This window comes from Citrobacter sp. wls829, assembly GCF_005280825.1.
In the GTDB taxonomy this organism is placed as follows: Bacteria; Pseudomonadota; Gammaproteobacteria; order Enterobacterales; family Enterobacteriaceae; genus Citrobacter; species Citrobacter gillenii.
In genome coordinates, this window is sequence record NZ_SZWP01000072.1 from 116,782 (window position 1) to 136,811 (window position 20,030).

Below are 20,030 nucleotides of genomic sequence, written 5' to 3' on the forward strand. Positions count from 1 at the left end.
GGCCGTAATGAATAGCTTTTCACTGCAAACTCGATTGTACAGCGGCCAGGGCAGTTTGAGCGTGCTCAAACGCTTCACGAATAAGCATATCTGGATTATTTGCGATGGTTTTCTTGCGCGTTCGCCGCTGATTGCAACGCTGCGCGATGCGTTACCTGCGGATAATCGCATTAGCGTGTTCAGTGATATCACACCCGATCCCACCATCAATACGGTAGTACAAGGGATTGCGCAAATGCAGTCCCTGCGACCGGATGTAGTGATTGGCTTTGGTGGAGGGTCGGCGCTTGATGCAGCGAAAGCGATTGTCTGGTTCAGCCGTCAGTTTGGCATCGAAATCGAAACCTGTGTAGCCATCCCCACCACCAGCGGAACAGGCTCTGAAGTGACCAGCGCCTGCGTGATCGGCGATCCGGAGAAAGGCATTAAATATCCGTTATTTAATAATACCCTCTACCCGGATATGGCGATCCTTGACCCAATGCTGGTGGTCAGCGTACCGCCTGCCATCACCGCCAATACCGGAATGGACGTGCTGACGCATGCGCTTGAAGCGTACGTCTCCACCAAGGCCAGCGACTTCACTGACGCCCTGGCTGAAAAAGCAGCGCAAATTGTCTTCCAGTATCTGCCCATCGCCGTCAGCAAAGGCGATTGCCTGGCTACCCGAGGAAAAATGCACAACGCCTCAACCCTCGCGGGGATGGCGTTTAGCCAAGCTGGTCTTGGAATTAACCATGCCATAGCGCATCAGCTTGGCGGTCAGTTTCATCTGCCGCACGGCCTTGCTAACGCACTACTCCTGACCTCTGTGATTCACTTTAATGCCCGCGATCCCAGGGCCGCAAAACGGTATGCCCGCTTCGCGAAGGCCTGCCACTTATGCCCTGATAACGCAAACGATACGGCGGCACTCAATGCGCTAATTCATCATATTGAGCAACTCAAAAAACAGTGTGCGTTACCCTCTTTCACAGACGCGCTCAAAGACGGAAAGCAAACCTGGTCACAGCGTATTCCCTCGATGGTTCAGGCGGCTCTGGCGGATGCCACGCTGCAAACGAATCCCCGCGATGCTGATGCCGCTGCCATCCAGGAACTGCTTGAGGAATTATTATGAATACAGCCATGACGGCTGAACCCATTTGTTATGATGCTCAGACAATACGCGATCGCGTGCGCGCTGCAGGTGTGGTGGGAGCCGGTGGTGCCGGCTTTCCTGCCCATGTAAAACTGCAGGCGCAGGTCGATACGTTTCTGGTCAATGCTGCAGAATGCGAGCCGATGCTGAAGGTTGATCAGCAATTAATGGCCGTGCAGGCGGCCCGACTGATACGCGGCGTGCAGTATGCCATGAAGACCACTGGCGCCAGCGCTGGCATTATCGCCCTTAAAGAAAAATATCAGAAAGCCATCAGTGCGTTAACACCTCTCCTGCCCGCCGATATCAGGTTACACATTTTGCCTGATGTCTACCCGGCTGGCGATGAAGTGCTGACAATCTGGATGGCAACCGGACGGCGGGTGCCTCCTGCCGCTCTCCCGGTTAGTGTGGGCGTGGTGGTCAATAACGTCCAGACCGTACTTAACATCGCACGAGCCGTTGAACAGCAGTTCCCCGTTACGCGTCGTACATTAACCGTCAATGGCGCAGTTGCCCGGCCGGTTACCCTGACCGTACCTGTCGGTATGTCGCTGCGCGAAGTGCTGGCACTGGCTGGCGGCGCTACCGTCGATGACCCCGGATTTATTAACGGCGGTCCGATGATGGGCGGTCTGATTACTTCTCTGGATACGCCAGTCAGTAAAACGACCGGTGGCCTGCTGGTACTACCGAAATCCCATGCGCTGATCCAGCGACGAATGCAGGATGAACGGACCGTGCTCTCAGTTGCCAAAACCGTCTGCGAGCAGTGCCGCTTGTGCACGGATCTGTGTCCACGACACTTGATTGGTCATGAACTCTCACCACATTTGCTGGTTCGCGCGGTCAACTATCAGCAGGCCGCCACACCGCAATTACTGCTCACCGCCCTGACTTGCTCAGAATGCAACGTCTGTGAAAGCGTGGCCTGTCCGGTGGGGATTTCTCCGATGCGCATTAACCGCATGCTCAAACGCGAGCTACGTGCGCTCAATCATCGTTATGAAGGCCCGTTAAACCCTGAAGATGAAATGGCGAAGTACCGTCTGATTCCGGTGAAACGGCTTATTACCAAACTGGGTCTCAGTGACTGGTATCACGATGCACCATTAGACCAGACAGATCATCCCACTGAAAAAACAACGTTGTTGTTACGCCAGCATATTGGTGCCAGTGCCATTCCTTGTGTGCAAAAAGGGGAGCGCGTTGTGCGCGGCCAATGTGTTGCAGAGATCCCCGAGGGCGCATTAGGTGCGCAGGTTCACGCCAGTATTGACGGTATTGTCAGCGAAATCACAGATCAGTCCATCACGGTAATAAGAGGTTAACCATGTCTCAGGCTATAGGGATTTTAGAACTCACCAGCATTGCCAAAGGAATGGAAGCCGGCGATGCGATGCTGAAAAGCGCTAATGTGAATTTGCTGGTCAGTAAAACCATCTGCCCGGGAAAATTTTTGCTGATGCTGGGTGGTGACGTTGGCGCAATACAGCAGGCCATTGCCACAGGAACCTCACTTGCTGGAGATATGCTCGTCGACAGCCTGGTCCTGCCTAACATTCATGCCAGCGTTCTGCCGGCGATCAGCGGACTCAATAGTGTAGATAAACGTCAGGCGGTAGGGATTGTTGAAACCTGGAGCGTTGCGGCTTGTATTTGTGCCGCCGACCGCGCGGTAAAAGCCTCCAATGTCACGCTGGTAAGAGTGCATATGGCGTTTGGTATTGGCGGTAAGTGCTACATGGTTGTCGCGGGCGATGTTTCCGATGTGAATAACGCCGTGACGGTCGCCAGTGAAAGTGCTGGTGAAAAAGGTCTGCTGGTCTATCGCTCAGTGATCCCACGTCCGCATGAAAGCATGTGGCGCCAAATGGTGGAGGGGTGATGGAAATGCAGCCGACGACGGATCGTATGATTCAGGAATATGTGCCCGGAAAACAGGTCACACTGGCGCATCTTATTGCTAATCCTGGTAAAGATTTGTTCAAGAAACTTGGCTTGCAGGATTCAGTCTCGGCGATTGGCATTTTAACTATTACGCCCAGCGAAGCCTCCATTATCGCCTGTGATATCGCCACTAAATCGGGTGCAGTAGAGATTGGTTTTCTGGACCGCTTTACCGGCGCAGTCGTATTAACCGGTGATGTTTCGGCCGTTGAGTACGCGCTGAAACAAGTTACCCGCACGCTGGGTGAAATGATGCGTTTTACCGCCTGCCCGATTACGCGGACATGACGTAATGAAACGCATCATGTTCATTGGACCCAGCCAAAGTGGGAAAACATCGCTCACCCAGTGTATGCGTGGCGAAGCGCTTCATTATCAGAAAACCCAGGCTATCGTCTGGTCTCCCACGGCGATAGACACACCTGGGGAATATCTGGAGAACCGCTGCCTGTACAGTGCGCTGCTGGTCAGCGCCTGTGAAGCCGACGTTATCGCGCTGGTGCTCAACGCTGACGCGCCCTGGTCACCTTTTTCTCCTGGATTTACCGGCCCCATGAACCGGCCCGTTATCGGTCTGGTGACCAAAGCCGATTTAGCTAACCCGCAGCAGATTGCCCTCGTCGAGGGTTGGTTGAGGCAGGCCGGGGCGCAAAACGTTTTTATTACCAGCGCGGTGAACAATACCGGCGTTGATGAGATGTTCAATTTTCTGCACGCAAAGGAACCGTCATGTCTCACAAAATAATGGCCATTAACGCAGGCAGCTCTTCTCTGAAGTTTCAGTTACTGGCGATGCCGCAGGGCGAGATGCTCTGTCAGGGGCTGCTAGAGCGCATCGGGATGCCTGATGCAAAGGTCACGATAAAAACCCCGGTGCAAAAATGGCAGGAAACACTGCCGATTGCCGATCACCGTGAAGCGGTAACGCTGTTACTGGAAAAACTGCTCAGTCACAGCATCATTAATAGCTTACAAGACATCGACGGTGTTGGGCATCGCGTCGCACACGGCGGAGAATCCTTTAAAGATTCAGTTTTAGTCACCGATGAATCGCTGGCAGAAATAGAACGTCTGGCAGAACTGGCTCCGTTGCATAACCCGGTTAATGCGCTGGGTATTGCTGTTTTTCGCCAACTGTTACCGGCGACACCTGCTGTAGCAGTTTTCGATACGGCCTTCCATCAGACGCTCGACGAGCCTTCTTTTATTTATCCCCTGCCCTGGCGTTATTATTCGGAGCTGGGTATTCGTCGCTACGGCTTCCATGGTACCAGCCACAAATACGTCAGCCATACGCTGGCTGAAAAACTGGGCGTGCCGCTCAGCGCTCTACGAGTTGTGTGTTGCCATCTGGGCAACGGCAGCAGCATCTGCGCCATCAAGGGCGGACAATCCGTTAATACGTCAATGGGCTTTACCCCACAGTCTGGTGTGATGATGGGCACCCGTAGCGGCGATATCGATCCGTCCATTTTACCGTGGATTGCCCAACGAGAAGGTAAAACACCACAGCAGCTAAATCAGCTACTCAACAACGAGTCGGGGTTACTTGGCGTATCCGGCATATCACCTGACTACCGTGACGTGGAACAGGCGGCTGATAGCGGAAACCGTCAGGCAGCGCTGGCGCTGACGCTGTTTGCCGAACGAATTCGTGCCACCATTGGCAGCTACATTATGCAAATGGGCGGTCTGGATGCGCTGGTGTTTACCGGTGGTATCGGCGAAAACTCTGCCCGCGCCCGGGCAGCAATTTGCCACAACCTCAATTTCTTAGGGTTGGCGGTAGATGAGGACAAAAACCAACGTAATGCGACCTTCATTCAGACAGAAAACGCGATGGTCAAAGTGGCCGTCATCAATACCAACGAAGAGCTGATGATCGCGCAAGACGTAATGCGTATAGCGATTGCAGAAACTGTGACGCTGAGCATTCCCGCTTAACACTGCTGTGCCGCAGATTGCGGCACATCATGGTAATAGCGCGATCGCCATGACACTATGCGCCGAAGATTGCTAATCACAAAGGTGAAAAGACGTGGCTGTTGCGCAATGCCCCGCATCATGCGGAGAACTTATCCAGGGCTGGATTCTGGGCAGCGAGAAATTGGTCTCCTGCCCGGTTGAATGGTACAGCACCGTTGAAGTCAGCTCCGGATCGCCGCTTGCCGATGAGCGGCCTCTTTCACGGTCGATGGTTGACCGCTTGTTGCAGCACTGGCAATATCCGGCACATGTCAGTCAGGATATTCGTATTGATATCCACTCCACGATCCCCATCGCCAAAGGGATGGCCAGCAGTACGGCAGATATTGCCGCCACCGCCATCGCTACCTCCCACCATCTGGGCCATCAGTTAGATGAAGCCACGTTAGCACAGCTTTGCGTTTCGCTCGAACCTACCGACAGCACCGTTTTTCGCCAGTTAACGCTTTTTGATCATAACGACGCATCCACTCAGATCGCCTGTGAAGCGCAGCCCCACCTCGACCTGCTGGTTCTCGAAAGCCCGGAAACGTTACGCACGGCAGACTATCACCGGATCCCGCGCCAGGCTGGGTTACAGGCAGGCGCACCTGCCCTCAAACGAGCATGGGAAAAAGTACAGGAAGCTTGCATTAGCCAAAATCCGTACCGGATGGGCGAAGCAGCCACGCTAAGCGCCATTGCCAGCCAGATGTTGTTGCCAAAACCGGATTTCGATTCGTTATTATCGCTGGTTGAAGAATGTGATTTATACGGTGTGAACGTTGCCCACAGCGGCAGCGTGGTTGGCCTGATGCTGGACAGAACGCGTCATGACATTGACTACATCAAATGGATGCTGGTGCAGAAAAAACTGACTACACACTGGCCGGAACAGCATTTACTACGGATGGTAACGGGCGGGGTTGAATTACAGTAGGGACGATAGGGGCAGCATTACGCCCCTATCGTTTGCAACAATTACTCTGCTTTCGCTTCGCCGTTTTTCACTTCGCCCATGGCTTTGAGCTTTTTAGAAATGTCGCGACGCTCTTTAGAGATCTCGGCATTTTTGATGATGTAATCATCCACGCGATCTTCATAGTCGCTTTTCATGCTGGCAATAATGCCCTGGATCGCTTCAACGCTCATACCTGGCTTGATGTAGTCGCTCAGGTTGTCCAGCAGCAGGACACGTTTCTGGTTGTCACGGATCTTTTTCTCAACGTCCTGGATTTCACGTTGCAGTTTGTTCTTACGACGGAACAGACGAACAAATTCCAGCACGTCCTGGAAAGAAGGCTTGGTAGTTTCCATTTTTACACCCCTGATAATGTGAGATTCGGATTCGTTTAAACAACGGCTAAAGTGGGTCAACATTACTTTCATGCCCGCCATACTTCAAGTTGCATCTGCATTGACAATACACGGTTGAAACCTGAATTATCGAGGGTAAAGCCATTGCAGTTACCAATGGTTTTAGCCTTTTTCAGTATCATACCCTTAATCGTTGCTGAATCGAAGCAGCAGTAGAACCAATCCCCTCATCTGCGCTTTATTTGCGCAAAGCACGACAGATTAAATGTGAGAGGAGTTCCAGCTGTCGTGCCATCTCCATATTCAGCCAGACATAACCATGAATAGGCGTTTCTGCAACGTTGTCGCCCTTATGTTCATCAATCAGCTGACGCATCTCGGTCACCGTATCATTGAGTTTTTCGGTGTTGGCAAGCACCGGCTGCGGATTACCTTCATAGAGAGCGTGCGTTATCGTCAGCAGTGCCAGTTGCATTCTGAGCTGAGTTTCACGCAGCGTATGCGCATTCAACATCACAAAATGACTGGACCGCGTTGCCCACAGCGCGTTGATTTGCAGTTCAAGCATGCACACCAGATTTCGATTAATCGTTTGAATGGCTTCAAAAACTGATTTTTGAATGCGCGTTTCTTTGCTGGCCGGAATGATTAAGCCGCGCATTTTAACGACGTCACTCAGCAACTGCTGTAAGTGCTTATCCAGCCGGGGTTGTTCGAGTAAGTTGGGTGATAGAGCAGCCTGATATACACGGTTATAGCCGGTAATGCAGTGCGCCAGCTGGATACGCCAGTGTATAAATGCGCGTTGCGGCCAGATCCAGGTAAACAGCATTGCCAGTAGCGAGCCGAGAATCACATCCCCCCCGCGCCAGAGTGCCGTGTTCATATCGCCCGCAGGTGCGCCAACCACGACGGCCAACGTGATGCCGATCAGCAGCGCTTGATACGGTTTTTTACCCAATGCCAGCCAACCGCACAGGAACATCGCCACCGCACACCATATCAGCATCAGCGGCAATGAAAAGAGCTCCAGCCGGAGCGCCACCAGCCCAAGGACCGAACCCAGAATCGTGCCACCAATACGCTCAAAAGCTCGGGGGACGACATTGCCCCAAAAGGAAATCGGCCCCATGATCACCACCAGCGTGATCAGAGGCCAGGTACCTTCAGGGATGTCCAGCAGGCGAACCAGCAGAAAAGTGAGAAGAAACGCCAGCGAGATGCGAATACCATGCACCACACGATAATGACGATACAAGCGAATTTCAAAAGGACTCAGTGACTTATCTGCACGCACTCATGCACTCCGTCAGGGAATAGCAAAGAACAGAATTGTACCTGTTTTTTCAGTGAAAACATCACCGTTATCAACAGGCCTTTTATCCTGATTCACACCCAAAACCGTTACTTCGCCTGCACCGGCACGTACATTTCAATATCCCAGTATCCGTCCTCCATACCATTGTTTCGGTAAATTTCAAAACACGGTTTGGCCGATAACTGCCAGGACGAATCCTGCAGTAGACGGTCAAAAAACTGATACCAGGGTGTGGCAAAGTCATGGTTTTCAACACGGGCAACGGCCACGGCATAGTCGCCGCCCGCCAGTTCAGTCAGGATCACCCCTTCGCTGTTTTCGGGGATCTCAAAACCTTCAGGCACTGAAACTACGGTATCGCAGCGCAGTTTATCTGCCGGAACCACGTCTGGGTTGTCGTAATAGACGGCTATCCATTCCAGCGGCACAATCTGGTTACCGTCGACCCACATAACCAGCTGTTCAAACCCCTGCTTTACCGTGTGTTCCCACGGTCCAACCATGTGAAACCCGGCAATCCTGCGTCTTTCTACCTGCTTTATCTCATACTCCATATAACCTCCCGCATGATACTGTATAAAAATACAGTATAATTTCTGCGTGTTACGACCTCAAGGAAATAGTGATTATTATGTGAGCAGATTCGCAGTCTTGCCAGTTTGGTGCACAAACAGAAATCTACACCTTATGGTGAAAATAATCGCTCAGGCGCGAAAACACGCCCCCCTCACCGACTGACTCCAGCGTCATCAGCGGCCAATGCGCCACCAGCTGATCCCGGTCGTAGAGTTCAATTTCGCCCACGCGCTGATGTGCGGCAATGGGGGCGACCAGCTCTTTCTTATCAAGCACATACTTTGCTTTAATATTCGCCACTTCGGCTTTAGGCAACGCCATCCAAAAATCCTGCTCGGTACCGAGACTGATTTTTTCTTTATCGCCATACCAGATCCGCTCAACGCCGACCTGCTTACCACTTCGCAGAACCTGCACTGTGTCAAAGTTTTGCTGTCCCCATTGCAGCAGCTTACGCGCCTGATCTTCACGCCCCTTCGCACTGTCGGCCCCCATTACAACGGCGATTAATCGACGCTGTCCGTCTACCGCAGATGCAATCAGGTTAAACCCGGCACCAGAGGTATGTCCCGTCTTTAGCCCATCCACGTTCAGGGTTTTATCCCACAATAAACCGTTACGATTCTGCTGGGTGATGCCGTTCCAGGTGAGGCTCTTCTCGCTGTACATATGATAGAAATCAGGCTCGCCGTGAATGATAGCCCTCGATAACACAGCCAGATCGTAAGCCGAACTGTGCTGGCCTGGGGCATCCAGTCCGTGCACCGTTTCAAAATGGGTGTCCTGCAACTTCAGCTTTTGCACATAACTGTTCATCATCGCGACAAACTGTGGCTGCCCACCGGCGATATAATCCGCCAGCGCAACGCAGGCATCGTTGCCGGAATCGACAATTAAGCCGCGACTTAAATCACGTACTGAAACGCGGTCACCTTGTTTTAGAAACATTAACGATGAACCGACAAATACCGGATTGTCTTTCGCCCACGCGTCACGCCCAACGGTGACAATATCTGACGGGCTAATACGCTGGCTGTCGATGGCGCGGTCAACAACATAGCCGGTCATCAGCTTGGTCAGACTGGCGGGGTTGCGCTGCTGGTGCTCATTACCTGCGGTAAGAATTTGGCCTGTGGTGTAATCCATCAGCACCCACGCACCCGCATTGATAGCCGGAGGTTGGGGAGCAAAACTGGCGACATCCGCCGCAAAAGCGGAGGAAAAACTCATCGCGAAAAGGGAAGCGGTAATAAACAAACGGCGTTTCAACAGCATGTCCTCAGGAAAAGGAAAAATAGCCGTTCTTTTTACGGAAATTCTGAAGAACAAACAGGGATAAATTGCAAGAAAATGTGACTTAAGGCACATTTTCTTGCAATGGAATGCAGGTATCAGATAAACGGGTAGTGATAAATTCGCACTACATTACCCTTTACGCGGTGATACATCTGCGTGATGGCTGCGATGCCGGTGATAGCCGTCGATCATGCTGCGAAAGATTTGCCCCGGCGTGTCGCCCAGTGTGCACAGGTAGATATGCGCACAAATAAACAGAATGCCAATAATCGCCAACGCCATATGCAACACCAGCATAACCGGACCTGCGCCGATAACTTGTGGGTAAAGACACAGCAAACCGGTGATGATCAACAGCGGTACCAGCGCATACATGATGGCCAGATAGGCCAGTTGTTGTAGCGGGTTAAATTTACTCTCTGCCGTCGCGGCAAACGGATGCGCTTCACCCTTCATTATCCCATACAGGTAAAAGCGTGTTTGCTGCAGGCAGCGCGAAATCAGTCCGCTACATTTCACCCGATAGTGGCAGCCGTTGCCGGTAGTGGCATTTATCAGCACGAAACCCACCCAGAAGGCCAGTAATGCAAAGCCACACCAGGTGTGTACCTGCACCATGAGCGCCACCGGCCCTATCGAAAAGTGACCAAACAACCCGCTTACCAGCAGCAGAACGAACAACAGCGCATTTCCCCAGTGCCAGCGGCGGACCGCTAACGAGTAGAGGTAATCACGATGCTCTTCACCGGTTGCGGTTTTAGGTGCCAGCATCCGGCGCAGCAGCGCGTGCGCCACCAGACCCACAATCATCAGCAGGATGACCACACCTGCGTAAATGAGCCACAGCGGCCAGTAGTCCGGCGCATAGTTAAGCTCTGCTCCCCAGATAGCATTCATACTTTCCCCTCCTGATGATACTCTTTACGCCGATAAAGACTCACCTCACCACTGCGCGTATCCTGCTGGCGATATACCTCTTTTTGACTTATCCAGTGCTGAATCTCCGGGTCGTCGCGGCGGCCAAACTTCAGCGCATCGGTTGGACAAACAGAAACACAGGCCGGCGCTTGCCCGGCATCGAGGCGGGTATCTGCACAAAAATTGCATTTGTCAGCGATACTCGTTTGCGGATTCAGATAACGCACATGGAACGGGCAGGCCGCAACACAATAGTCGCAACCAATACAGCGCGACTTGTCCACCTGCACAATACCGTTTTCGTCACGAAATGAAGCACCGGTCGGGCAAACGCTCACGCAGGGCGCATCTTCACAGTGCTGGCAAGAAACCCGCACAAACTGAAAATGAGACAGGACGTCTGACTCTTTTTCCGGGGTGCGGATCTGCACCTGCAGGCGGCTGTACCCCTCCGGCACATCGTTCAGAACCTTGCAGGCAACCGTACATGCCTGGCAGCCAATGCAGCGTTTTTCGTCATGCAGCATGACATAGGGATTTGTGGATTGATTCATGATGTTCTCCTTGTTCATGCCCGACGCAGCGTCACGCCAGCGGTGTGCACCACCGTTCCGGAAACCGGACTGGTCACGTGCGGAAGTAAATTACCGCAGTGAATACCGTGCGTGGTTGCCGCCGTTTTAGCCCCGGCCTTGGCGCCAAACCCCATATAAACAAACAGCGTATCGGGTCGAATACCGGCCGTGACCAGCGCCTTACCTTTTTCTTTGCCAGTGGCGTTTTCCAGCCAGATGTCGTCACCGCTTTTAATCCCTTTTTCACGCGCGGTCGTCGGGTGGATCCACACCGCGTTGTCCCACATCAGTTCACTGAGTAAAGGCACATATTGCGTTGCTCCGTTGGTGTGAACCGCCACCTTGCCCTGGATGAAATAGAGTTCATTTTCACCCTTCAGGGCAAAATTGCGGGCGCGTGGAATACCGTAGCCGGGAAGTAACGATTCCAGCTCTGCGGAATAAAGCTCGATTTTGCCTGACGGGGATTTGAATCGCAGTTGCTCCCCGTAGGTACCATCGCTGTCCGCGGGCACTGCGCCAGGATAGCGCGCGACAAACTGGCGCACGGCCTCAGGTTCACGAAATAACAGCGGTACGCCCCACTCCCGATATCCCTTCTGACGCAGTTCTGCGGATAAAGCGTGATCGCCATTGAGCTGGTACAGCTGGCGCGTCTGCATATCCTGCCACGGGTAAAATTGCCCGAGACCCAACTGTTCACCCAGTTCTTTCCAGATTTGCCAGCTCGGACGAGCATCGCCAATGGGCTCAACTACCTGTTGGCGTAATGCATAAGCTGGATTCAGCCCTGACATATCAGAGACTTCTTCATCACGCTCAAGGTAGGTGCATTCCGGTAACAGATAGTCAGCATAGGCCGCGCTTTCACTTAAATAGACGTCGCAGCTGACCACCAGATCCAGTTGTTCCACGGTTTTGACCAGATCGGGTCGGCAGGTCACGGTCTGGAAAGGATTATGTCGGGACATGATCCATCCCTTCACCGGGTAAGGAGTCTGCTTTAACACGGCATCAATAATGCTTTGCACGACCCCGCCACCCGCGGCGATGTATTTAAACTGCGGTGCCACCAGATCAATGCGCTGCGCGGTTGGCTTCGGTAATTTCACATCCGGTTTTGCCAGCACTGGCGCGACCTTTTCGCCAGCCAGCTTGTTGTAGGTTGCCGCCGCCTTTTTCTGGTACATGCCACCTTCACGTTCGATATTGCCCAGCAGCACGTTGAGGGTGAAGATCATCCGCCGCATGTCGATCTCTTCCTGAGAAAACGTCGCGCGGTGGCCTGGGCTGACGATGGCACGAGGCGCGCTGGCCGCCATTTCTCGGGTTACGCGGGTAATAACTTCAGCAGGAACATCAGCCAGCTTTTGCGCCCATTCAGGCGTTGTCTCTTGTACGGCCTCTGCCAGCTGTGCAAACCCCGTGGTATAACGCTCCACAAACTGCGCGTCATACAGGTTTTCTTTAATCATGACGTGGCACATTGCCATCAGTACCGGCAAGTCGCCGCCAGGCCTGATGGCATGCCATTCATCCGCTTTACTGGAAAATACGGACAAGCGAGGGTCGAAGCTGACCATCTTCGCGCCTCTCTCCTGCGCGGTCATCAGTTCGTGCGTGTCGGCAACCTCAATACCTTCATAGAGGTTATGGCCAAAAGAGACCATATAACGGGTGTTGGCAATATCCATGGACAGATCGCCGCCCATCATCACTTTAGCGGCAATGGATTTCCCGGCGGGACATGTCGAGGCATGGGTAAAAGTGTTCGGCGAACCGAAAGCCGTCGCCAGGTGAAATAAATGACCGGAAAGCGAGCCGGATTTAGAAGAGAAGACAACGCCCTGAGGACCATATTGCGCTTTTATGACACTCATCTTTTCGGCAATTTCTTGATAGGCTTGCTGCCAGCTAATGACCTGCCATTCTCCAGCGCCACGCGGGCCGGTGCGCTTCATCGGTTTAACAATACGGTGCGGATCGTTAACCAGGCTCACGCCGCTGCCCCCTCGGGCACAGACCCGGGTACCCTGCTGCGGCGCATTAGGGTTCCCCTGGATGAAAACGGTTTTATTATTAATGACCTGAGCTTGAATGGGACAGCGAAATGAACACATTTCGCACAGACTTGGCGTGAGTGAGGTTTTCCCCTTGATACTCTCTGGTGCATTACGCGCCAGTGCCCCCGGTGGAAAAGTTCCTATTGCGCATGCGGAGCAGCCAATACCCACGCCGCGCAAAAAGTTACGCCGACTAATGCTCATATAACCTCCTGTTATTAGATATATCCAATTATTATATGGAGTTTATATTATTAATTTTTAACCTCACTCACATTTCCTTACAATGAAGCAAGAACATCCTGACGAATCAGAACCTATTGTTTACAAAGACTTTTAAAACTTCCAAAACTCAACAATTAACCGTAAAAATAACAATAATGGTTATCAATCAAATTATTAAAATGAAATTATCCTTGCTGATAATCATGCCAATAAATACAGTTTCGATCGTTTAATTAATTCAAGAAATATATAAAAGCACCGTTCATCTCAATTTTATTGCGACCTGATTCCCCGAACAGATAATCGCTTTGCTGATTACCTCGCTATTTTTTGGTACTCTTATAAAAGCGCTAAATTGATCCCGGACATAACTGAACAATGAATGACGGCAAGCAGCACCCTACGTTTCTCTTCCACGATTACGAAACCTTTGGTACCCATCCGGCGCTGGACAGGCCCGCGCAATTTGCGGCCATCCGCACGGATAACGATTTCAACATTATCGGCGATCCAGAGGTTTTTTATTGCAAGCCTGCGGACGACTATCTGCCGCACCCGGAAGCGGTACTTATAACAGGTATTACCCCGCAGGAAGCGCGTGAAAAAGGAGAGAACGAAGCAACGTTTGCTGCCCGCATTCACGCCCTGTTTACCGTGCCCAAAACCTGTATTGTGGGCTATAACAATGTGCGCTTCGACGACGAAGTGACGCGCAATATCCTGTACCGCAATTTCTACGACCCCTACGCCTGGAGCTGGCAGCACGATAATTCACGTTGGGATTTACTGGATGTCATGCGCGCCTGTTATGCCCTGCGTCCGGAAGGCATTAACTGGCCAGAAAACGACGACGGGTTACCCAGTTTCCGCCTTGAGCATTTGACCAAAGCCAACGGCATTGAACACGCCAACGCCCACGATGCGATGGCCGACGTGTACGCCACCATTGCGATGGCGCAGTTGGTTAAGTCGCGTCAGCCTCGTCTGTTCGACTATCTCTATAGCCACCGGAACAAACACAAGCTGGCCGCCCTGATCGATGTCCCACAAATGAAACCGTTGGTTCATGTCTCTGGCATGTTCGGCGCATGGCGCGGCAATACCAGTTGGGTTGCGCCGCTCGCCTGGCACCCGGACAATCGCAACGCGGTCATCATGGTTGACTTAGCCGGTGATATTTCTCCCCTGCTTGAGCTGGATAGCGACACGCTGCGTGAGCGCCTTTACACCGCCAAAGCCGACCTGGGCGATAACGTAGCGGTACCCGTGAAACTGGTGCACATCAACAAATGCCCGGTTCTGGCACAGGCCAACACACTACGCCCTGAAGATGCCGACCGCCTGGGGATTAACCGCCAGCATTGTCTGGATAACCTCAAAATCCTGCGTGAAAACCCCCAGGTTCGCGATAAAGTGGTGGCTATTTTTTCCGAGGCAGAACCCTTCACACCGTCAGACAACGTGGATGCCCAACTGTATAACGGTTTTTTCAGCGATGCCGACCGCGCCGCGATGAAAATCGTGCTGGAAACCGACCCACGCAATTTACCGGCACTGGATATTACCTTTGTTGATAAGCGTATTGAAAAGCTGCTGTTTAATTACCGCGCGCGTAACTTCCCCGGCACGCTGGATGAGTCTGAACAGCAGCGCTGGCTGGAACATCGCCGTCAGGTGTTTACCGCAGAGTTTTTACAGCAATATGCCAATGAATTGCAGATGCTGAGTCAACAGTATGCGGAGAATAAAGAGAAGCTGGTGCTGCTGAAATCACTCTGGCAATACGCCGAAGAGATTGTGTAAGAAGAGAAACTAACACGCAGGTATAAAAAAACCGGAGAACATGTCTCCGGTTAGGCAATTTGCCGGATGGTGGCGCAAGGCCCCCAGTCCGGCAAACATCAATTACTGCGCGATATCTTCGTACTGTGGAACCGGATTGCGGAAGCTTTTGGTCACGCAAGCCAGGTAAACCAGACCAATACCCGCCCAGATCAGACCCAGAACCATCGAGCTTTCTTCCAGGTTAACCCACAGTGCGCCGACGGTCAGAGCACCACACACCGGCATGACCAGGTAGTTGAAGTGGTCTTTCAGCGTCTTGTTGCGTTTTTCGCGGATCCAGAACTGTGAAATCACAGACAGGTTCACGAAGGTAAACGCCACCAGCGCACCGAAGTTGATCAGCGCCGTCGCCGTCACCAGGTCAAATTTGATTGCCAGCAGCGCAATCGCACCCACCAGCAGCACGTTCCATGCAGGAGTACGCCATTTCGGGTGAATATAACCGAAGAAACGGGTCGGGAATACGCCATCGCGCCCCATCACGTACATCAGACGAGAAACGCCCGCATGTGCCGCCATACCGGATGCCAGTACGGTGACGCTGGAGAACACCAGCACGCCCCACTGGAAGGTTTTACCCGCAACGTACAGCATGATTTCCGGCTGTGACGCGTCCGGATCTTTAAAGCGAGAGATATCCGGGAAGTACAGTTGCAGGAAGTAGGAGGCACCAATAAAGATCAGGCCACCAATCAGCGCGGTCAGGAAGATAGCCTTCGGAATAACGCGCTCTGCGTCTTTGGTTTCTTCTGACAGCGAAGAGATGCCGTCAAAACCAAGGAACGAGAAGCACAGGATAGTTGCACCGGTAATCATCGGCACCACATGCGCGCCTTCAGACCAGAATGGACGGGTGCTGGTCAGCGTGCCTGCGCCTTCGCCGTGCATAATGCCGTAAATGATCAGGCCAACAATCACTGCCACAATACCCATCTGCAAAATAACAATCAGGGTATTGAAGTTCGCGACGGCCTTGATGCTGCGCAGATTCGAGATGGTCATAAAGCCCACCAGCGCGACAACAAAGATCCACGACGGTACCGACGGCACCAGCGCTTCAAAGTAGATTTTAGCCAACAGGATGTTGATCATCGGCATGAACAGATAGTCCAGCAGTGATGACCAGCCCACCATAAAGCCTACGGTCGGGCTAATGGATTTCTGAGCATAGGTGTACGCAGAGCCAGCAGACGGGAAACGGCGAACCAGTTTACCGTAGCTCAACGCAGTAAAGAGAATGGCAACCAACGCAAAAGCATAAGCCGTCGCGACATGACCATCGGTCAAGCCCGAAACGATACCAAATGTATCGAACAGCGTCATCGGCTGCATATAGGCAAGGCCCATCATGACAACCGGAACCAACGTAAGCGTTTTACGTAATTCCACGCGAGAGGTGTTTGGAGTAACGTTATGCGACATGGTCATTCCCCTTTACGGTGAATACCGTCGCGTAAGCAAAAAATTGCCCCATTTTTACGAATTCCTCAGCGACAACAACTGTCGGTTTTTAGTAAGTATCTATCCGGTACGAAGCCCGGCCTCTTTTATGAATGATTGGTTTGATGCAAAAAAATAACCGACGCGTATTAAAACGTCGGCTAATGTCATTTTTTGCAAGCGGCATATTTTGCACTAAATTGGAGAGAAATAACAAGAGAATGAGATAGCCAAAAATAAATATTTTTCTCTAACCGCCTGATTTATCGACACTCGATTTTACATAAACGCCTGCGATAGCACTATTTGCTAAAATCTGATCTCGCCACCAGGCGCTGGCTAATCCTGACGTCTGTTCATTCCAGCCAATCCACACCGGTTCAAACATAATTTGTGCGACCACTTTCTTCTCTATCAGGGCGCCGCTGTCCAAAAAACGTTGTGCCAGATAGCGCGGTAAATACCCGCATCCCAGCCCACTGATCTGCAGTTCCAGCTTGGTTTTAAAGTCAAAAACGGTGATTGCATCCTGATCGTCAAGCAGTTGAGAACCCGACAAGCTCGCCAGATGAGGACTGTCCCCCACCACAATGGCACGGAAACGTTTAATGGTACGCCGTTGCAGTGGTTCGTCTTCCTGCGCCAGCGGATGATGCGGTGCGATCACAAACACCTGTTCGAGGTCACCTAAACGCGCAAAACCAAAGTTACTCGCGGAAGGCGGTTCATGCATCGCCCCGACGATAATATCGGCCCGCCCTTGGGTGAGCGCCTCCCAGGAACCGCCCAGTACACCGTTGATAAATTTAAGCCGCGTGACGCTGTGGTGCTGGTAGAAGGATTCGATAAGCGGGGCCAGCAGTGAAAAAGGAAAGGTGTCATCCACGCCAATAACCAGCTGGTTCTCCCAACCTTCGTGCAGTTTGATGGCCTGTTTTTCGAGTTCGCGGACGGTATGCAGTACCTCCCGCCCCTTTTCCAGCAGCATCTGCCCGGTGCGGGTAAACGTCGCCCGATGCCCGCTGCGATCCAACAATTGAATATTCAGATCGCTTTCCAGCTTATGGACGGTATAGCTCAGCGCGGACGGCGTCTTAAACAATTTTGCCGACGCCGCCGCGAAACTTCCCTCTTTATCTAACGCGTCGAGGATGATCAGAACGTCCAGCAGTGGTTTCATACTCACCCCCTGGCGGTATATGACGGCACGCTGCTGGTCTGTCACTCCATCGGCATCACCAGCGGGTCGGGATACTGGTACTCAAACCCAAGTTCATTGCAAATTCGGTTGCCGTCAATGACTTTACCTTTACCGTTATCCACACCGTCCCGGAATTCCGGCGGTTCCAGCCCCAGCAAACGCGCCATCTGGGGATAGAACACATTACGCGCCGGATGCATAGGCGCACATATATTATAGATGTGTCCTCCTTTCGGTGCCTGGAGCAGCAAAGCGATCGCCGACACCACATCGTCCAGATGCACCAGATTGACGCCATGCTGTCCATCCGGTGCCGTTTTACCGGCGAAAAAACGCCCTGGGTGTCTGCCCGGTCCAACCAACCCGGCGAGGCGCACAATGTCTACCGAGGTCCCCGGCAGGTTATGCAACCAGTCCTCAAGTTCTTTCAGCACACGACCGCTTGCCGTCACCGGATTGCGCGGCGAGCCTTCCTTCACGGCTCCCTGTACGTCACCATACACCGACGTCGAGCTGGTAAAAATAACCCGTGGAATGCGGTATGCCAGCGCACTGTCGACCAGCTCCTGCATCGCCTGCAGATAAAAATCTTCACCCGGACCGCTACGGCGGGCGGGCAGCGTGATGACCAGCGCATCGACATCCATCAGCGCATCGAGATCGTCTGACGCGCACACCAGCTCAGGTTCAAGGCGCAGCGAGTAGCTTTCGATACCGCTCATACGGGCCGCTTCCACCCCATCCAGCGTGGTTTTGCTGCCGGTGACCTGCCAGCCTCGCGCCGCCAGCGACATGGCTAACGGCATGCCTAACCAACCTAACCCGACAATTGCGACCTTTTTCATGCCTTCTCTCCTGACTTGTGGCCTGTTACCCAAGGCTACGCCAGCCCACGGTGGCTGACAATTCATAGTATCAATATGAAATGAATTAATGATCAAAAAAAGCCCTTGCTTTCGGTGACTAAAGTGGTTTAGGTTAAAAGACATCAAATGAATAAACATTCATCGAGAAAATTTTATGACACGCGCTCAATTTAAACACCATCATCACCATCATCCTGACTAGTCTTTCAGGCGATGTGTGCTGGGAGACATTTAACTCTTCCAGTGGTGCATGAGCGCATGAGAAAGCCCCCGGAAGAATTCTTCCGGGGGCTTTTTTTTTGGTGCGTGACCCAGACCGATTCAGACAGGATAACGAGGACAAGAGAATGTTAGACAATACCCGTTTACGCATAGCTATGCAGAAATCAGGCCGCTTAAGCGATGATTCACGCGAATTACTGGCCCGCTGTGGCATTAAAATTAATCTTCACACCCAGCGCCTGATTGCGATGGCAGAGAACATGCCGATTGATATTCTCCGCGTGCGTGATGACGATATTCCGGGTCTGGTGATGGACGGCGTGGTTGACCTCGGCATCATTGGTGAAAACGTTTTAGAAGAAGAGTTGCTCAACCGCCGGGCGCAGGGCGAAGATCCGCGCTACTTTACGCTGCGTCGTCTCGACTTCGGTGGCTGTCGCCTCTCGTTAGCCACCCCGGCGGACGAAGCCTGGGACGGCCCGGCTTCGCTGAACGGTAAACGTGTTGCCACTTCCTACCCGCACCTGCTGAAACGTTATCTCGATCAGAAAGGCGTCACGTTTAAATCCTGCCTGCTAAACGGCTCAGTAGAAGTTGCCCCGCGTGCGGGCCTGGCCGATGCGATTTGCGATCTGGTCTCAACCGGCGCCACGCTGGAAGCCAACGGCCTGCGTGAAGTCGAAGTGATTTACCGCTCCAAAGCCTGCCTGATCCAGCGCGACGGCGAGATGGCGGAAGCCAAGCAGCAGCTGATCGATAAATTACTGACCCGCATTCAGGGCGTGATTCAGGCCCGCGAATCCAAGTACATCATGATGCACGCCCCAACCGAACGTCTGGACGAGGTCATCGCCCTGCTGCCAGGCGCAGAGCGTCCAACTATTCTGCCACTGGCAGGCGATCAGCAGCGCGTGGCCATGCACATGGTCAGCAGCGAAACCCTGTTCTGGGAAACCATGGAAAAACTGAAAGCGCTCGGTGCCAGTTCGATTCTGGTGCTGCCAATTGAGAAGATGATGGAGTGATCTGATGCCTGATGGCGCTTCGCTTATCAGGCCTACAAGAATTGTCACAATCATTGATATTACGGGTCTTGTAGGCCGGATAAGGCA

20 protein-coding genes, 1 pseudogene and 1 other annotated feature are annotated in these 20,030 nt (G+C 52.6%); of the genes and pseudogenes, 10 read left to right on the forward strand and 11 right to left on the reverse strand.

What is annotated here, in order from left to right:
* Positions 1–7 precede the first annotated feature (7 nt).
* The 7 genes from FDW88_RS16360 to FDW88_RS16390 all read left to right on the forward strand — a co-directional run bounded on the left by FDW88_RS16360 (position 8) and on the right by FDW88_RS16390 (position 5,996).
* On the forward strand, positions 8–1,120 hold the full coding sequence (locus FDW88_RS16360) for a 1-propanol dehydrogenase PduQ (RefSeq protein WP_137362954.1): 1,113 nt from the start codon (positions 8–10) through the stop codon (positions 1,118–1,120).
* Positions 1,117–2,472 (forward strand): cobalamin reductase PduS, encoded by a 1,356-nt coding sequence (gene pduS / locus FDW88_RS16365; protein ID WP_137362955.1) that lies wholly within the window; start codon positions 1,117–1,119, stop codon positions 2,470–2,472. Before FDW88_RS16360 ends, pduS begins: the two co-directional genes overlap by 4 nt.
* Positions 2,473–2,474: 2 nt before the next feature.
* Complete coding sequence (gene pduT / locus FDW88_RS16370; RefSeq protein ID WP_046275683.1) at positions 2,475–3,029, forward strand: propanediol utilization microcompartment protein PduT; 555 nt, start codon at positions 2,475–2,477, stop codon at positions 3,027–3,029.
* On the forward strand, positions 3,029–3,379 hold the full coding sequence (gene pduU / locus FDW88_RS16375) for a propanediol utilization microcompartment protein PduU (protein WP_096756638.1): 351 nt from the start codon (positions 3,029–3,031) through the stop codon (positions 3,377–3,379). Before pduT ends, pduU begins: the two co-directional genes overlap by 1 nt.
* Before the next feature lie 4 nt (positions 3,380–3,383).
* A complete protein-coding gene (gene pduV / locus FDW88_RS16380) occupies positions 3,384–3,836 on the forward strand; it encodes a propanediol utilization protein PduV (RefSeq protein WP_115258147.1) in 453 nt (150 codons plus the stop codon).
* Positions 3,821–5,035, forward strand: a complete 1,215-nt coding sequence (locus FDW88_RS16385) for an acetate/propionate family kinase (protein ID WP_137362956.1) — start codon at positions 3,821–3,823, stop codon at positions 5,033–5,035. The genes pduV and FDW88_RS16385 overlap by 16 nt, the downstream gene beginning before the upstream one ends.
* Positions 5,036–5,129: 94 nt before the next feature.
* On the forward strand, positions 5,130–5,996 hold the full coding sequence (locus tag FDW88_RS16390; protein WP_137362957.1) for an L-threonine kinase: 867 nt from the start codon (positions 5,130–5,132) through the stop codon (positions 5,994–5,996).
* A gap of 41 nt (positions 5,997–6,037) precedes the next feature.
* Here FDW88_RS16390 and FDW88_RS16395 read toward each other — a convergent pair whose 3' ends face one another.
* The 7 genes from FDW88_RS16395 to phsA form a co-directional block, all read right to left on the reverse strand.
* Entirely contained in the window at positions 6,038–6,373 is a 336-nt protein-coding gene (locus FDW88_RS16395; protein ID WP_003834176.1) for a DUF496 family protein, read from the reverse strand.
* Between the two features lie 238 nt (positions 6,374–6,611).
* Positions 6,612–7,670 (reverse strand): FUSC family protein, encoded by a 1,059-nt coding sequence (locus FDW88_RS16400; RefSeq protein ID WP_137362958.1) that lies wholly within the window; start codon positions 7,668–7,670, stop codon positions 6,612–6,614.
* Between the two features lie 107 nt (positions 7,671–7,777).
* Complete coding sequence (gene sbmC / locus FDW88_RS16405) at positions 7,778–8,245, reverse strand: DNA gyrase inhibitor SbmC (protein ID WP_096756633.1); 468 nt, start codon at positions 8,243–8,245, stop codon at positions 7,778–7,780.
* 124 nt (positions 8,246–8,369) lie between these two features.
* Entirely contained in the window at positions 8,370–9,542 is a 1,173-nt protein-coding gene (gene dacD / locus FDW88_RS16410) for a serine-type D-Ala-D-Ala carboxypeptidase DacD (RefSeq protein ID WP_137362959.1), read from the reverse strand.
* Between the two features lie 150 nt (positions 9,543–9,692).
* Complete coding sequence (gene phsC / locus FDW88_RS16415) at positions 9,693–10,460, reverse strand: thiosulfate reductase cytochrome B subunit (RefSeq protein WP_117343307.1); 768 nt, start codon at positions 10,458–10,460, stop codon at positions 9,693–9,695.
* The gene (gene phsB, locus FDW88_RS16420) at positions 10,457–11,035 is read right to left on the reverse strand and encodes a thiosulfate reductase electron transport protein PhsB (protein WP_115258140.1); all 579 of its coding nucleotides are present in this window, start codon (positions 11,033–11,035) and stop codon (positions 10,457–10,459) included. Before phsB ends, phsC begins: the two co-directional genes overlap by 4 nt.
* Positions 11,036–11,049: 14 nt before the next feature.
* Positions 11,050–13,323, reverse strand: a complete 2,274-nt coding sequence (gene phsA, locus FDW88_RS16425) for a thiosulfate reductase PhsA (RefSeq protein WP_137362960.1) — start codon at positions 13,321–13,323, stop codon at positions 11,050–11,052.
* Positions 13,324–13,722: 399 nt separating this feature from the next.
* Between phsA and sbcB the strand changes: the two genes are divergently transcribed.
* Positions 13,723–15,147, forward strand: a complete 1,425-nt coding sequence (gene sbcB, locus FDW88_RS16430) for an exodeoxyribonuclease I (RefSeq protein WP_137362961.1) — start codon at positions 13,723–13,725, stop codon at positions 15,145–15,147.
* 102 nt (positions 15,148–15,249) lie between these two features.
* Here sbcB and FDW88_RS16435 read toward each other — a convergent pair whose 3' ends face one another.
* From FDW88_RS16435 to FDW88_RS16450, 4 genes and pseudogenes are all read right to left on the reverse strand, one after another.
* Complete coding sequence (locus tag FDW88_RS16435; protein WP_162604171.1) at positions 15,250–16,611, reverse strand: APC family permease; 1,362 nt, start codon at positions 16,609–16,611, stop codon at positions 15,250–15,252.
* Complete coding sequence (yoeI, locus tag FDW88_RS16440; RefSeq protein WP_101706264.1) at positions 16,601–16,663, reverse strand: membrane protein YoeI; 63 nt, start codon at positions 16,661–16,663, stop codon at positions 16,601–16,603. Before yoeI ends, FDW88_RS16435 begins: the two co-directional genes overlap by 11 nt.
* Before the next feature lie 161 nt (positions 16,664–16,824).
* A pseudogene (locus FDW88_RS16445) lies at positions 16,825–17,809 on the reverse strand (LysR family transcriptional regulator).
* Positions 17,810–17,850: 41 nt separating this feature from the next.
* On the reverse strand, positions 17,851–18,675 hold the full coding sequence (locus FDW88_RS16450; protein ID WP_137362962.1) for an SDR family oxidoreductase: 825 nt from the start codon (positions 18,673–18,675) through the stop codon (positions 17,851–17,853).
* Between the two features lie 175 nt (positions 18,676–18,850).
* On the opposite strand from FDW88_RS16450, the gene hisL reads away from it, so the two are divergent.
* Together hisL and hisG are read left to right on the forward strand one after the other, a co-directional pair.
* A complete protein-coding gene (gene hisL, locus FDW88_RS16455; RefSeq protein WP_100250077.1) occupies positions 18,851–18,898 on the forward strand; it encodes a his operon leader peptide in 48 nt (15 codons plus the stop codon).
* Positions 18,874–18,996, forward strand: a sequence feature (His leader region). Its footprint overlaps the gene before it by 25 nt.
* Positions 18,997–19,043: 47 nt before the next feature.
* Entirely contained in the window at positions 19,044–19,943 is a 900-nt protein-coding gene (gene hisG / locus FDW88_RS16460) for an ATP phosphoribosyltransferase (RefSeq protein WP_096756624.1), read from the forward strand.
* Positions 19,944–20,030 lie beyond the last annotated feature (87 nt).